Consider the following 14,368-nt stretch of genomic DNA (forward strand, 5'->3'; position numbering starts at 1 on the left):
GGCCCCCGGGCGATGAACAGCTCGGCAAGCACCGCCAGCACGTCTTCGTGTTTCAACTGACGTGCGACGGTCAGCGCCAGGCACTCCCTGCTGGCCTCGTCGATGATCGTGAGGATCAGCGCGTCGTGATCGTGCTATCGGTCCATATCCTACGCAGCGGCGTCGCGCGCGCTGCTCCGACGCGCATGTCGACGGTATCGAGGTGCGGTTGGCGCGCGATGCCTGTTGCCGCATTGTCCGGAACGCCGGCCGCTCGAGCTGTACCGGAATGCAGCCGCTCAGGAGAACAAGATCGGTCGCGCCCAGGGCGTAACCGCAGCGTTCAACGGGATCGCGCGTCAGCTACGGAAGGTTGGACGGTACGAAGACGTGCCGCTAATGTGAGACGGTCATGGCGTCACCGGACCAAGCCGAGACCACGCCAATCTGACCACTAGCATGATACATGATTTAACATAACACTTATTATCAACCAGAGAGGTTTTGTAAGCGCCTGAACGTGAGGCGGCAAAGCCCGACGCCGGCATAGCCCGACCACGCCAGCACCGCGTTTGAGGTCAGCTCGGTGCCATTGTCGCGGATGATCATCCTAGGCGCGCCACGCTCGGCGATCAGGTCGCGCACCACCCGCTTGCCCGATATCGACGTGTCGAGCACTGCCTGCAAACACTCACGTGTCACGTCGACATGTTGAGGATACGGAACCGCCGCCCCGTGGCCATCTGATCATGAACGAAGTCCAGACTCCAGCGCTGGTTGGGCAGCGCCAGCACCGGCGCAGGTCGCCGAGCCGGGCTTTTGATGAACCAAGATGATGCCGGCGCCCTCGACGTGCCGGCCATCCCGGATGGTCGCCAAATCGGCGCATTTGGTCACGCCGCGCCGGGCCGGTTCGTCGCGCACGAACGTCAGCGGATGCGCCCGCAGCGACAGCTGCAGCGAGCGATAACTCTCGATCACCTCGCGACCCTCCTTCAGCGGGCGAAGCGCGACCATCGGCTCGATCCCCTCGGCGCTGGTCGTCTCCGCGGCGCAATCTGCGGCGGCGAACAACGGCAGCGGCGCCTCGCCCAACCCCCTCACCTTCCACAGCCCCTGCCGCCGATCGGCACCGAAGGCGTGAAACGCATCGGCGTCCGCCCGCTTCTCGATCGCCGCTCGTGGGCCCCCCGACGGGCGCCATACATCCTCGTTCGAGTTGAACGGCGTCCGTTCCACGCGCGCCCACGATGGCCGCGCCATCGACGTTCGATAATTCGCGCACCTGACGCAGCCCGACCCGAACCGCGAGGTAGCGGCCGCCTGCTGGCTCCAGCGTACAATTCCATCGGCTGGCGTTGATGCAAGGCGGCCGAACCAGCACGTCGTGCGCCTGCGCATCCCGGAAGACCTGTGCGGGGGCGTAGAACCCCATCGGGTACGTCTTGAGCAGGGAAGCACAGAAGTGCCCCGTGAAGTGTCAACGTGGATAGTGCCGGTTTCAATGCACAAGCACCCTGGAGGACGCTCATCAAGAACGCATCTGTTGTTGCCCCCTAAAGGCCTGACATGGTCGAACCAGCCGGGCAGTTGGTCGATAACGCTCTGCGCATCTGGCCTGGGGTTCACACGGACATGATCGCGCTTGAGGGTGCGGACGAACGCCTCCGCCATGCCATTCGATTGAGGACTGCTGACTGGGGTCGTGCGCGGGATCAGCCCAATGCCTCGGGCGAACGCACGTGTGTTGCAAGCGGTGTAGCAGCTGCCGTTATCCGTGAGCCACTCGATCGGTTCGGGCACGCGGTTCACCTGTCCGTAGCGATGCTCGACGGTGGCGACCATCAAGTCCTGGACGTCCTCGGCGGTGATGCCGCCCGTCGTCGCCACGTGTCCCATACGGGGAAGGTATCGCTCACCCGGAGCACGTCTACCAGCTAGCCGAGCGTCACCGACTGAGTATCGCAGGTCGACAGGCTGTCGCCACTCTTAACTCGATGGTCAAGCGCCGATTGGCGCGAGGTAAGCTCTCCTACGATTTTTCACTTTCCCGAGCTTAATATCGTTTCACTCCTCTTTCCGGCGAGGGTTGATCGCCAACCCATCGGCTTGTTCCGGTAACTGGCTCGAGCCTCAGCCGAGCTTTACCTTCCGCGCATATCCGCAGAAGCGGCAATAATGCCGCTCCAGTCGATGAAGCTCCAGTCGCTATGGTGGAGGAACTTGTCGAGAGCAGGGAGCCGTATACCCGATCCATAACGCCCGCCGATGACCCGCCCGCCGCCGGATCAAAGCTGCTCTTTATGACGGCGATCACCACGTTCAGCCGAATCTAACCGGCCGCCATGTTGAGGTTCAGTTTCAGGCACCGACTGTTTCAGCGGTACATTGAAACAGTCGCTACTCCGCGGCAAGGGCTAACGCCGCCCCCGAAACGCAGACGCCGCTGCCGGAAGGATAGTGTAAACTGCCTCTCGCTGCGCCCCGCGGTTCTCATGATCGACACGGTATCCTTGATAATGGCGCCGCACCAGACCGGCACGGACCAAGTCTGAAACAGCTCGGCTGACATTACAACGCCCCGAGCGCCGGACCTTCTCGCGAAGGGCTTCGTCAATTACCTGTTGGGCCTCATCCGGATCGCTGGGCAGCTGATGCTGGCGCGCGAGTTCTTCCCGAATCTGCTGGACGTTTGCCCTCCTGCGTGCGTCGCGCTGCGCGGTCGGGATCAATGCATCGCAAAGCCAATCGCGGACGGGAACCCTTCGGTTGCCCGTCCCCACATACGGACCGGCGCTTTCGCCTTCGCCCGCAGCGTCCGCAATCAGTTGAAGAACAAAGAACGCATACTTTGGTCGTCTTGAGATTTGAGTGATGCGCTCCAGAACCGCAGCCGTGGTCAAACGCTCTTCCGGACGTTGCGCGGATTCAAACAGATCAGGCTGATAGAACATAACGCGAATCTACCCGCTACTTAGCGCTATGTGAATCCCGTTCGGGGGGCTAGGTACGATTTGGCACGTGTGACACCTTACCTTCGGGCGTCCGCAGTCCAGTTGCTAGTGGACGAGCGGTTGGTGGACGCGCCGTAAGCTAGAATTATAGGCTTCGCGGCGCTGGATGGCTAGTACGTTGCTCAATGTCAGCGGTTTGGCTGATGTAAAACAGATACCGCTAAGCGTGACACTTTACCGCCGGTAGAGTGTCACGCGCGGCATACGCCGCTCATTCGATTTGAAAGCATGTCTCCAACCAGTGTAGACAGTTAGATTTACATATGCGCTTTAAACACATCGTGAACTGCGCCAGCTTACGTGCGCGGGAAAACGCTTGTAGTTCTTGATTGGGGAGCCGAGCGCCTCGCGGCCGATACCGGTTGTGAATTGGCCGAAACACTTGTGCGTTTGGTCCACAAAATTGCATTACCCATCACTATGATATCTTCGAAACTGGCAACAACTGGCAACAACTGGCAACAACTGGCAACAACTGGCAACAACAGCTGAGAATTCGAGGTTGCGTCTAGCGCGAACCGCGCGTCCCATTTGCGCGATGAACCCGCGTGGTGATCGATAGCGCAAAGCGCGGTGCGGGTGCACCTCGGTATGATGGTCGAACCAGCCGGGCAGTTAGTCGATAACGTTCTGCGCACTCGGCGTAGGGTTGACGCGGACATAATCGCGCTTGTGTGTGCGAACGAATGCCTCAGCCATGTCATTCGATTGAGGACTGCTGACTGGGGTCGTGCGGCGGATCAGCCCAATGCCCCGGGCGAAGGTGTGTTGCGGACGGTGTAGCAGCTGCCCCCTTCGGCTTCGCTCAGGACGGCGTCGCCGTGGGTCAGCACCGGCAGTGCGGCGCAATGATCCTTGAGATCGTTGTTGAGCGTCTGGATCGCACGGGTCTTGCCGAGCACAACGGGGTCTGCGGCCTCGAGGTGGCTTGGGTTGGCGACGAGGCTCATAAGCCACCTCACTTGGTGCTACCGTACTCGGACCGGCTGCAACGATCGAGGATGCTCTCCACTGGATCGCGTCCGAGGTGAAGATGGACGGTGCCATCCTCACACAAATTCCCGAGGCACGTCGTTGCATTCTGCAAAAGAACCCGGTGCATAGGAGAAACGCAATGGGTCCGAGTCAAGTCGCGGCGGGCGGGTGTGACGAGCACCAATGAAATGCCCGCCGCGACCACGCGGCTCTACCCGCATAAGGTTACGGAAAAACGCTGGCCCCGTTCGAGCACTTTTTCGCCTTCGTTCTTTCCATTCCCGACAAGCCGGCTAGCTTTATCCGATGTCCGAATCAGTTGATCACCTTGGCTTAATAGCCGACGCCGCGATCGCGCAGCTCGGTGCGCACGCGAAAGCGATTGAACGCGTAGCAATGCGCCTGCCGGACAACGCCGACCGAAAGGAGATCGTCTGGTTGATCGAAAGTTTGCGTGACCAAGGGCAGCTGTTGCGGGAACGGATTGGTCCCCTCACGGGACCAAAGAGGTGAACCATATCCACGTTTCGAAACGATGCCGGCGATAGCAGTTCTCAACGCGCTCAGAACCCAAGTCGCTACTGCTGCGAACTGCGGTCCGGATCGGAACAGCGAGGCATCCGGCACTGCCGTTGATATTGCGGACGCGGTGATCGGACCGATGCCCGGTATTGTGGCGAGCCGTCAGCTCGTCTTGTCGGCTTGGTGCCACGCGAGTATCTGTGCTTCGAGGCGGTCGAGCTCGCTGGAGAGCGTTCGCAGCTGGGCGGTAAGGGCGTGCAGGGCCGAGCGGGCGTGAGCAGGTAAATTGTCCTGTTGTTCGAGAAGCGTTTTCAGCAACGCCGTCAACCGGCAATGGCGAGGTCGATACCGCGAGTGCATCGTTGGATAAGCGATGATTCAGATGGGTGGTTCTCTGTAGTCAAAGCAGCTGTCTATCGAGCCGGGCAAAAAGTCTTTTTGTATTCCGACGAGTATTCGATTTGCGATATCGATCGTGCCCTGAATGAACGCACGATGGTCATCACTCTCTGCGTTGTCCCAAGCTTCCAGGCACCGACTACGGCATCTCAAAACGTACTCGAGGCGCTTGTAGAGTGCGTCTTCGGTATCGTAGACTTCCGCGCGCTCGATCATACCCGGAATATATCACCGTGCCGGACTTCCGCAATGCTATATTGACAGACAGAGAGCTATGCCGCGGTTATACTTTTTCGCCAAGCAGGATAGTTAGTCGCTCGACAGCTTGCCACGACCGCCCTTCGTGAAAGATATTTAAGCTAACTTGAGGATGCGTTTGCGATCGATATAGTTTGTAAACTAAGCCCTAGGTAAGCGACGCACAATCCTGACGGATGGCGCACGATTCGCACTGTTTCGTCGTGCATTAGCGCCGACTCTCATATTCATCACTGTAAGGCAGTGTTACCTGAGGTATTTTCGACTCGACTCTTCGATTCTTTTGAATAATGTTCCGCGTTGCCAACAGCAGGAAACATTGCTCCCACTGGCACAAACTCGGTCGTGGGCGGTTTACCCTTCCGTCCGCGACCCATTTCTAAACTTTTCGGTCGCCAACTGGTGCGAATTCGGTGTCGATGGGGGATCGCGTCCCATCACGTGGTGTAGCTTCATCGGCCTAGCCGCATCGATCTCCGGCTCGGTCGGGATCGGTCATGCGGCCATGGGCGGCAGCGTAACGGCTGTATCATCGCGTAGTTGCGCTACGCTTTCCAGTGTCATGTAGCGCCCTCCGTGGACGGCCCATTCATCGTTCTGCTCGAGCAGGAGAGCGCCGAGGAGGCGTGTGATAGCATCTTCATTGGGGAAGATGCCGACGACGCCGGTACGCCGCTTGATCTCGCCGTTCAGTCGTTCGAGCGGATTGGTGCTGTGCAGTTTGGTGCGATGCTGAGGGGGAAACGACATGTAGGCCAGCACGTCCTGCTCAGCGGTATCCTTCATCTTGGCGAGTTTGGGACGCTGGGGCGCAGCTGGTCAGCGACCTTGCGCCACTGCCCCTTGGCCGCCTCGGGCGTTTCTTGTGCATAGGCGGTAGCGATAAAGGCGGAGACGACACGGCGTCCGCTTTTGCCGGCGTGTGCCATCGCGTTACGGGCGAAGTGGACGCGGCACCGCTGCCAGGTTGCGCTGAACACCCGCGACACGGCTGCCTTATGCCTTCATGAGCATCCGAGATGATGAGCTTCACGCCGCGCGAGGCTGCGCAGGAAGTCGGTCCAGAACGTCTCCGCTTCCGAACTGCCGATCGCCATGCCGAGCACCTCGCGCCGGCCGTCGCCGTTCACGCCGACTGCGATGGTGACCGCCACCGAGAAGATGCGGTCGGCTTGGCGGACGTTCAGGTACGTCGCGTCTACCCAGACATACGGCCAGCCGCCCCCAATAGGGCGCTCGAGGAACGCCTTCACGCGCACGTCGATCTCCTCGCAAAGCCGGCTAACCTGACTTTTCGAAATGCCTGACATGCCCATGGCCTTGACCAGATCATCGACTGACCAGGTCGAAATTCCCTGGATGTACGCCTCCTGCACGACCGCGGTCAGCGCTTTGTCGGCGAGGCGCGCGGTTCGAGGAAGCCCGGGAAATAGCTACCGGTCCTCAGCTTGGGAATGCGCAGTTCGACAGGCCTTACGAATACATCGCCCAAATCTAGACGTCAGAGCCGGATAGGTTCATCATGGATCCGATCGACCAGATGTCGGGACTAAACACCTAGACCCGGTCCAATGACCTGACTAAGGCGCGGATGATGATACGCTCCGGCACTGCGGCGCGCAGCATCAGTGCGCAAAACTTCCAAGCGGGTCTTTTCGCTGGTTAATTATTAACAAAGAATTGTTTGGAAAATGCAAGAGGGCTTAGACGGTTTATCCTTGGAGCGGGGCTCACTGATTTACGGAAACTGCAGGGTTTTCGCTCTTTTCCGTATTTACGCTATTCATAACATTGATTAACTCTTTGACTTCTTGACTACGTCCGCGCGGAACAATTAACACGTCGTTACCGCTCGCCACTACAATCAGATCGCTGACCCCGACCGTTGAAATACGTATGCCGTCCGTGCGAATTAAGCAACCACGCGTATCAATTGCCGTTACTTCGCCCGCCTGCGCGTTACCAGCGTGGTCGCAAACGCTGATCAAATGCACCGCGTCCCAGCTACCGACGTCGTTCCACCCCATGGTAACTGGCACTACTGCCACCCTCCCCGCCCGTTCCATCACCGAATAGTCAATTGAGTCAGACCCTGATCTGCTGAAAGCGTCTGCATCAGGGTATATGCGCGCGCCGTCGCGGTATGCGAGCCGCATCGCGTCCTGCGCTGCAGTAAGCGTGTTCAAGGCGTGCGTAGCCAGTTCGCTTAGGTAGATGTCAGCGCGAAACAGGAATATACCGCCGTTCCAGACGTGATCACCCGACGCGAGCATCTCTTCGGCACGCTCACGTTGCGGCTTTTCAACAAAACGCGCAACACGGTGGACGCCGTCACCTAATGCATCTCCGACCTTAATCCAGCCATAGCCCGTTTCCGGTGAATCTGGCGCGATTCCGAACGTGATTAACCAGCCTTTCTCAGCCAGTGACCTCGCCGCTTCAATCGCCGCGCGAAAAGCATCAACGTCGGCGATCACGTGGTCTGACGGCATCACCAAGAGCAAGTCTCTGCTCTTCGTAGCGAGCGCGGCAAGCGCGATTGCCGGCGCGGTGTTGCGAGCAATTGGCTCAAGAATAATGGCCTGTGGCTCGACACCAACCTCGGCGAGCTGCGCATCGATGTGATCCGCGTGCAGGGCGTTGGCAACGACAATCGGCGCAGCAAAGCCGGCGCCACGTACTCGTGCCGCTGTCAGTTGGAGCATCGTCTCCTTGTTAGTCAACGCCAACAATTGTTTGGGCATTTCGGGCCGAGACATTGGCCACAGGCGGGTGCCGGAACCCCCCGAAAGTATTACCGGTACGATCGTCATACTCACCCTCTTTTCTCTCGCAACCAGCCTGCCAATTCTAAGATTGATATAGAAAGGAATGTCAAGTTATGCAGTCACCTTTGATAGGCGATTGATGGGTTATGAACAAGTGCTCGCTTTCAAGCGATGAGATCCTAAAGTAGAAACGTGCCATTGAATAAACCTCAGCCGCTCGATGGGACAAGTTCATGCCTTCGAACTGGGCTGCGCTAACCGTAGAGCTAGCGTCCCAAGCCGCACAATATTTGGGTTGAAGGCCACGCTTACCCTAGTCGATCTTTGAAGCGTTGCGACGACCGGTTGAAACGGCTTAATATGCCAGCCAGCAGTGCCAGCGCCTCATGGCCAACAACGGCGTCATTTGTTCGATAAGCCAATCCGGCAGCGTTTGGGACAACGCTGCGGTGGAGAGTTTCTTTTCCTCACGAAAAACCGAACGTATCGCGCGCAAACTCTGCTGCCCGCACAATCGGAGGACCTGTCCGATTGCATCGAACGCTTCTACAATCCTACGCGCACGCAGTCGGACCTGATCTATCTCAATCGCAAGCATCTCGAAAAGCGTGTCCATCGGACGGCAGCAGCTCAGGGTACGCGGTGCCCTAACGACCGATGCCCGTGTAGGAGAAGCCCAGAGCTTCGAGCTCCTTTGGATTGTAAACATTGCGAAGATCCACCATCACGGGCGAGGCCAGCAACGACTTGACGCGCTTCAGATCTAACGCGCGGTAGGCGTTCCACTCGGTCAGGATGGCAACCGCGTCCGCCCCTTCGATCGCTTCGTAAGGACCATTGCGGTAGTCAACGTTCTGGAGCACCAGCTTGGCCTGTTCGACGCCCTCGGGATCATGCGCTTGCACTTTAGCTCCAGCATCTTGCAACGCTTGGATCACCGCGATTGCTGGACTATCGCGCATGTCGTCGGTGTTGGGCTTAAAGGTCAAGCCAAGCACCGCAACTATCTTACCTCGGACGTCGCCTCCCATGGCCGCTATAATTTTCCGGCCCATTGCGCGCTTGCGATTGTCATTGACCGCGACCACCGCCTCGACGATCCGCTGCGGCGCGTCATAGTCTTGGCTGGTTTTAAGTAGTGCCAAGGTATCCTTCGGAAAACAAGAGCCGCCGTAGCCAGGGCCTGCGTGAAGGAACTTCGGACCTATCCGGTTGTCAAGGCCGATGCCGCGGGCAACATCCTGAACATCGGCGCCAACTTTCTCACACAAATCGGCGATTTCATTAATGAATGTAATCTTGGTCGCAAGAAAGGCGTTACCGGCGTATTTGATCAATTCCGCGGTGCGTCGGCCAGTAACAACGATTGGCGCCCTGTTTATTGATAGCGGCCGATAAACTTGGCGTAGTACTTCGATAGCACGTTCGTCCTCTGAACCAATAACTATACGGTCAGGTCGTTTGAAATCGTCAATCGCTGCGCCCTCCCGCAGGAATTCAGGATTTGAAACTACTCCAAACTCAGCACCCGGATTGGCAGCTCCGATGATCCGCTCCACTTCATCACCTGTGCCAACCGGGACAGTCGATTTAGTGACAATTACGGTATATCCATCAATCGAGCGACCGATTTCCTCGGCCGCAGTATAAACGTAACTAAGATCGGCGTGACCGTCACCACGGCGCGATGGTGTACCAACACCAATGAAAATCGCGTCCGCGCCTTTTACACCCTTAGGCAGATTCGTGTCGAACGTCAGGCGGCCAGCTTGCACGTTGTGCCGGACGAGATCATCCAGCCCCGGCTCGAAGATCGGCATTTTGCCTTGGTGCAGCGCGTCGATTTTACTTTGATCCTTGTCGATGCAAACGACGTTATGGCCGAAATCTGCAAAGCAGGCACCCGACACCAAGCCGACATAGCCCGACCCGATCATAGTGATGCGCAACCGGTATCTCCCGTGAGCACGGCGCAGCAAGTTGGCCGTTTTACAGTCGTTACATGCAAAACATTTGTGCTGACAAGCTATCTTACTAGCTGATTGGGAGCGATGCCCTCCCTACGCGTCACGAGAACGCTAAACTGCCGAGCACGTGGCATTATTCATTCTTAGAAGGGTAGGCTTCGCAGTCCTAATCCGAACATCGCCCAGCCTACTAGGCCGGCCCCGAGAACAATTGCCAGCCTGATGGCCGGTGAAAAGCCCTCATTAGTTTCCTTTAGGTCCTGATGGGTAAAAGCAGGCGCAAGCCAAGTAATTGAGTCGTCAGCCGACTGACTAAACGCAGCGGTGATTTGCCCTGAGGTCAGGACCGGATGAAAGCGGCAACCGTAACACGTGCCGCTCCGCCAAGCGATTTGTGCGCTCGCGCGTCCAGCGCCAGCTAAGCCGATCTGAATTGGCGTACCGACTGGGATAAAGGTACTTGTGGTGAAGGAGAAGCCGGTTGCAGACAAATCTTGAACGGTGACATCACGCGGCAAGGCATCACCTGCCCGAACAGTGCTTGGGCGAGCAACAACGTCTCTTGCCCCCTTGCGACGGCATGGCATAATCTTAATTGTCGTTGCTGACAGCATGGTTGATGTCAGATGATCCAAACGAGTACGCACAGAAGCGCACCGAAAAAGGCAATCGGACCGACCGCTACCGAACTGGCATGAACTACACGCTCAAGCCCGTGCGGTCTTTGGTGAGGCAGTAGCCATGCATCGAAGCCAATGTGGTCGCCGACGAGTAAGTCGCCGGAAGGGAGTGGCGGTTCGACCACCGGTGAGAGAGATGCCAATTGCGCCATGTCGTCTTCATGGCTCTGCCACGGTTAAAATAACGTTTTGGAAATCGGCTAAAGTACCGTTAATCCTATTATCGTGCGATACCGAACCATGCGCTGACCAACGGGTTTTAAAAGGCGTTGCGATGCATGACCACGCGTACCGTGGACATCAGAATTCCGAAATCGCGTAAGATCGACCAGCCGAGGATATATTCGAGATCGGCCTGTAGCCTCAGCGTCAGATCGCCACGCTGGTGAGTCGCGCCGCGGAAGCCACGCACCTGCGCCAAACCAGTTATACCAGGCTTGAGTGTGTGACGATGCCAATAGCGCTCATCAACTTCCCAGAATAATTGCTGACCGGCTAGCGAACCAAGTGCATGGGGCCGCGGGCCAACAATGCTCATCGAGCCCAACAGGACGTTAAGGAGTTGCGGTAGTTCATCGACGCTTGTCGCGCGGATCAGGCGTCCGACCCGGGTCACGCGGTGATCGTTGCGGGAAGCGGACACGCTGCCGCTTGCGTCGCTCTGCTCCGTTCGCATCGACCGAAACTTGAAGACTTCAAACAAAGCGTTGCCACGGCCCACTCGTTTCTGCCGAAAAAAGACCGGGCCGGGGCTGTCTAGCTTTATCGCGACTGCAGTGATGCTAAAGATTGGCAGCAAGATGATGAGGGCTGGCACAGCAAAAATTAAATCAAAAGTACGCTTAATGATACGGTTACGAGTGCTAAGGGGACCGGTGGCAACTAGCAAGGTCGAGCGGCCGTTGAACGAGCCAACACCAATTGCACCGACTTCATCAAATTCGCTTGAAATTATTTCGCCTGGAATGCCGACACCCTTAAGTAACATCGCCCACTCGCGTTCCTTCTCCGGTAGACAAGCAACGATGACGCGGTCAATCCCGCGTAGATGTCGAGCGAGCCGATCGAGCATCATTGGATCTTGGATATTGGGCCGTAGGTTAGCATTAGCTGTGTTCAAAACTTGAAAGTATGATGGAGCCGATACCAAGACATCGTCCATAATTATAAGATCGGATGTCAAGCTATGCCCGATGGCTTTTTTAACCATGGCTCCAAACAATGCCCTACACGATACTAATAGTATAAAACTGCCTGCCATGCCGATACTATTCGCGCTGCGGGGTTGGAATTGTGCAAGCCGGAAGTAGTAAGCGATAAGGAGAAAAGTACCGAAGGCGAACAGCAGAGCCCACGTCGAACGCACGATCCCGACGCGAGCGCGACGCAGCACGTCAATCGAATATGCACCGTTGTTAAACGCTGCGATAATATAGACCGGCAGTGTCACTACGACGGCGTCCATTGCTGAGTGCCACCCAAAGCTGCCGTAACGCACGAACGCGCCAAACTCAAAAGCGCCTGCCACCGCCACGACGTCCAAAATAATTAGTATGGCATAAAGCAGAATGCGGATTTCTTCGCGACGCTTCGGCGCAGTGTGATGGTGCATAACAGCGAAGTCTTTTCCGATTTCGCGCCGAGATTTCACCGCACAAGCCCCCATAGCCCGCCACCTACGATAGCTCAAGGCCATGTGCCATAGCTGACTAACCTAGACTAGAGCCATTTTGCATATTAACGTGGGCTGGACGCCTGTCTGAAGGCGCTCCGCCGCGATGATACGCTCGTCATCTGGAAGCTTGACCGCCTCGGGCGTGACCTGCGCCATCTCGTCAACACGGTCGGCGACCTGACGAAGCGCGGCATCGGCCTCAAGGTGTTGGCCGGCGAAGGCGCGTCGATCGACACCACCACCGCCAACGGACGGCTGATCTTTGCGATCTTCGCCGGTCTCGCCGAGTTTGAGCGGGAACTGATCGTCGAGCGCACCCGCGCCGGTCTGGAATCAGCGCGTGCACGCGGCCGGCATGGCGGGCGGCCGTTCAAGATGACGCCCGCCAAGCTGCGGCTCGCCCAGGCGGCTATGGGCAAGCCGGAAACGAAAGTCGCCGAGCTGTGCGCCGAACTCGGCGTCACCCGTCAGACGCTCTACCGTCACGTCACGCCCAAGGGCGAGATCAGACCGGACAGCGAAAAGCTGCTGCAACGGAAAGCGCGGTCAGCGTGAAAGGGAAGAGAGCCATGCTTCGTTCGGTGCCGGTCGTCCTGTTCTCCCTGCTCATACCGACTGCCTATACGGGGCAGTCTTCAGCGCAGACCGTGGAACAGGTTCTGCGGCAGAAGAGCGCTCGGCTGAAGGCGCGCGATCCGGCCAAGGAGGCCGCGAGTGCTGCCACCCGAGGCGACTCACGCCTTGCCGGGACCAATTATATCGACCCGATGCCGTCTGGCTGGAGCATGCCGGGCGTATCGTGCGCGCTATGGACGCGGCCCGCGATCGGCAAATGGTATGTCGCCGACGACGTCATCATCAGCAAGGAGGAGGTGACCCACGGAGAGGCTGCGACCCGCTTCGTCACCCGCTACAATCAGGCGCTCGTCGACGAACCGTTGTTCCTCTATCCGGAACTTTGTGCGCGAGAGGGCAAGCGGCCGAGGACACGCTACACCGGAACGGTGCGGACCTATGCCGAGGCCGCGCGCAGCGCCAATCCGGCCATGCTGGCCAGCGTAACGGCAGGTGCCGACATCAACGCTCGCGATCTTCTCGGGCACACTGCCCTGAACTGGGCGCTATACCGCAATGACGGCGAGATGGCCCGCCTGCTCGTCGAGCAGGGCGCCGATCCCACGGTTCGACCGCCTTCGAGCGGAGGCGACTTCGATGGCCCGGACATCGGCTTTGGGCGATGACAGCGGCTATGCGGTGCGCTAAACAACACCAATAGTATGACGTGGAGGCCGATATGGCGACGGTGCGCAAGACCATTACCCTGACCGAACAGCAGAATTCTTGGATCGCCGCGCAGATAGACGCTGGCAGCTACACCAACGACAGCGAGGCGATCCGCGACCTCATCCGGCGCGAGCAGGAGCGCGGCCTCGAGATCGAGAGCATCCGCCAGGCGCTGATTGAAGGTGAGCAGAGCGGCGAGGCAGAGCCGTTTGACTTTGCCGCGTTTAAACAGCGCAAAGCCGCGCAGCATGGCTGAATACCGGCTCAGCCCGACGGCGCAGCGCGACCTCGGCGGGGTGTTTGACTACACCGTGGCGCATTGGGGTCTGCCCCAAGCGATGCGCTACACCGACCTTATCGAAGCCGCCTGCGCCGATCTGGCTGAAGCGCCGCAGCAGGCGCAGGGCTGCGCCAACATCCGACCAGGTTATCGGCGACGCGGCGTCGAGCAGCACGTCATCTACTTTCGGCCGACCAGCTACGGCATCGCCATCATCCGCATCCTGCATCAGCGTATGGATGCGGTTCGTCATCTGTAAGTGCTAGGGTGGGCAGCCCCCACCGGGTGGTCCGGATAGATAGTTAGTGCATTGTTGTCTCCGCCGCCATTGCCGGGCGTAGGTGGAGCGAAGCGGAGCCGGAGGCCGGCAATGGTGGTGTCGCCGCGGCTGGCGCCGGAGGTCGATAGCCCCGACTGCTGTGTGGTCGGATGGTGTTATAGTGACGCCGCCCACGCCTCGATCAGCACCCTTGCCTCGGCGAGGCTGTAGAAGATCTCGCCGTTGAGCAGCTCGTCGCGAAGCGAACCGTTGAAGCTCTCGTTATAGCCGTTCTCCCATGGCGAGCC

The 14,368-nt window shown here is 58.4% G+C and carries 11 protein-coding genes and 10 pseudogenes; 6 read left to right on the plus strand and 15 right to left on the minus strand.

What is annotated here, in order from left to right; all coding sequences use genetic code 11:
- The 7 genes and pseudogenes from U1701_RS18340 to U1701_RS18370 form a co-directional block, all read right to left on the minus strand.
- Positions 1-116, minus strand: a pseudogene (locus tag U1701_RS18340) (IS3 family transposase); the annotation flags it as partial.
- Positions 117-531: 415 nt separating this feature from the next.
- Positions 532-788 (minus strand): annotated as a pseudogene (locus U1701_RS18345) (DDE-type integrase/transposase/recombinase); the annotation flags it as partial.
- Positions 784-1,459, minus strand: a pseudogene (locus U1701_RS18350) (helix-hairpin-helix domain-containing protein); the annotation flags it as partial. The pseudogenes U1701_RS18350 and U1701_RS18345, both read right to left, overlap by 5 nt.
- A gap of 92 nt (positions 1,460-1,551) precedes the next feature.
- A pseudogene (locus U1701_RS18355) lies at positions 1,552-1,878 on the minus strand (transposase family protein); the annotation flags it as partial.
- Between the two features lie 518 nt (positions 1,879-2,396).
- The gene (locus U1701_RS18360; protein WP_332784012.1) at positions 2,397-2,933 is read right to left on the minus strand and encodes a hypothetical protein; all 537 of its coding nucleotides are present in this window, start codon (positions 2,931-2,933) and stop codon (positions 2,397-2,399) included.
- A gap of 582 nt (positions 2,934-3,515) precedes the next feature.
- Positions 3,516-3,749, minus strand: a pseudogene (locus U1701_RS18365) (integrase core domain-containing protein); the annotation flags it as partial.
- Positions 3,734-3,943 carry a hypothetical protein gene (locus tag U1701_RS18370; RefSeq protein WP_332784019.1) on the minus strand — a complete coding sequence of 70 codons (210 nt, stop codon included), beginning with the start codon at positions 3,941-3,943 and terminating at the stop codon, positions 3,734-3,736. The gene U1701_RS18370 and the pseudogene U1701_RS18365, both read right to left, overlap by 16 nt.
- Before the next feature lie 331 nt (positions 3,944-4,274).
- Between U1701_RS18370 and U1701_RS18375 the strand changes: the two genes are divergently transcribed.
- Positions 4,275-4,481: a hypothetical protein gene (locus U1701_RS18375; RefSeq protein WP_332784020.1), complete on the plus strand. Its 207-nt coding sequence runs from the start codon at positions 4,275-4,277 to the stop codon at positions 4,479-4,481.
- A gap of 75 nt (positions 4,482-4,556) precedes the next feature.
- Here U1701_RS18375 and U1701_RS18840 read toward each other — a convergent pair.
- The 4 genes and pseudogenes from U1701_RS18840 to U1701_RS18390 form a co-directional block, all read right to left on the minus strand.
- A pseudogene (locus tag U1701_RS18840) lies at positions 4,557-4,640 on the minus strand (transposase); the annotation flags it as partial.
- A 1,002-nt stretch (positions 4,641-5,642) separates the two neighbouring features.
- Positions 5,643-5,933: a transposase gene (locus U1701_RS18845; RefSeq protein WP_443026101.1), complete on the minus strand. Its 291-nt coding sequence runs from the start codon at positions 5,931-5,933 to the stop codon at positions 5,643-5,645.
- A pseudogene (locus tag U1701_RS18850) lies at positions 5,930-6,523 on the minus strand (IS256 family transposase). The gene U1701_RS18845 and the pseudogene U1701_RS18850 overlap by 4 nt, the downstream one beginning before the upstream one ends.
- Positions 6,524-6,877: 354 nt before the next feature.
- Entirely contained in the window at positions 6,878-7,960 is a 1,083-nt protein-coding gene (locus U1701_RS18390) for a mannose-1-phosphate guanylyltransferase/mannose-6-phosphate isomerase (protein ID WP_332784013.1), read from the minus strand.
- A gap of 314 nt (positions 7,961-8,274) precedes the next feature.
- On the opposite strand from U1701_RS18390, the pseudogene U1701_RS18395 reads away from it, so the two are divergent.
- Positions 8,275-8,492: pseudogene (locus U1701_RS18395) on the plus strand (IS3 family transposase); the annotation flags it as partial.
- Between the two features lie 70 nt (positions 8,493-8,562).
- Here U1701_RS18395 and U1701_RS18400 read toward each other — a convergent pair.
- The 3 genes from U1701_RS18400 to U1701_RS18405 form a co-directional block, all read right to left on the minus strand.
- Positions 8,563-9,864 (minus strand): UDP-glucose dehydrogenase family protein, encoded by a 1,302-nt coding sequence (locus tag U1701_RS18400; RefSeq protein WP_332784014.1) that lies wholly within the window; start codon positions 9,862-9,864, stop codon positions 8,563-8,565.
- 161 nt (positions 9,865-10,025) lie between these two features.
- Positions 10,026-10,496, minus strand: coding sequence for a PilZ domain-containing protein (locus tag U1701_RS18855; protein ID WP_443026102.1), 471 nt, complete (start codon positions 10,494-10,496; stop codon positions 10,026-10,028).
- Positions 10,497-10,821: 325 nt separating this feature from the next.
- Complete coding sequence (locus tag U1701_RS18405; RefSeq protein WP_332784015.1) at positions 10,822-12,228, minus strand: sugar transferase; 1,407 nt, start codon at positions 12,226-12,228, stop codon at positions 10,822-10,824.
- Between the two features lie 78 nt (positions 12,229-12,306).
- Between U1701_RS18405 and U1701_RS18410 the strand changes: the two are divergent.
- From U1701_RS18410 to U1701_RS18425, 4 genes and pseudogenes are all read left to right on the plus strand, one after another.
- Positions 12,307-12,792: pseudogene (locus U1701_RS18410) on the plus strand (recombinase family protein); the annotation flags it as partial.
- Between the two features lie 26 nt (positions 12,793-12,818).
- A complete protein-coding gene (locus tag U1701_RS18415) occupies positions 12,819-13,478 on the plus strand; it encodes a hypothetical protein (protein WP_332784016.1) in 660 nt (219 codons plus the stop codon).
- A 53-nt stretch (positions 13,479-13,531) separates the two neighbouring features.
- Positions 13,532-13,777 carry a type II toxin-antitoxin system ParD family antitoxin gene (locus U1701_RS18420; RefSeq protein WP_332784017.1) on the plus strand — a complete coding sequence of 82 codons (246 nt, stop codon included), beginning with the start codon at positions 13,532-13,534 and terminating at the stop codon, positions 13,775-13,777.
- Positions 13,770-14,060 (plus strand): type II toxin-antitoxin system RelE/ParE family toxin, encoded by a 291-nt coding sequence (locus U1701_RS18425; protein WP_332784018.1) that lies wholly within the window; start codon positions 13,770-13,772, stop codon positions 14,058-14,060. The genes U1701_RS18420 and U1701_RS18425 overlap by 8 nt, the downstream gene beginning before the upstream one ends.
- 43 nt (positions 14,061-14,103) lie before the next feature.
- On the opposite strand, the pseudogene U1701_RS18430 reads toward U1701_RS18425, so the two are convergent.
- Positions 14,104-14,368 (minus strand): annotated as a pseudogene (locus U1701_RS18430) (integrase core domain-containing protein); the annotation flags it as partial.

Origin of the sequence: Sphingomonas rhamnosi (genome assembly GCF_036663615.1) — a bacterium.
Taxonomy (GTDB): domain Bacteria; phylum Pseudomonadota; class Alphaproteobacteria; order Sphingomonadales; family Sphingomonadaceae; genus Sphingomonas.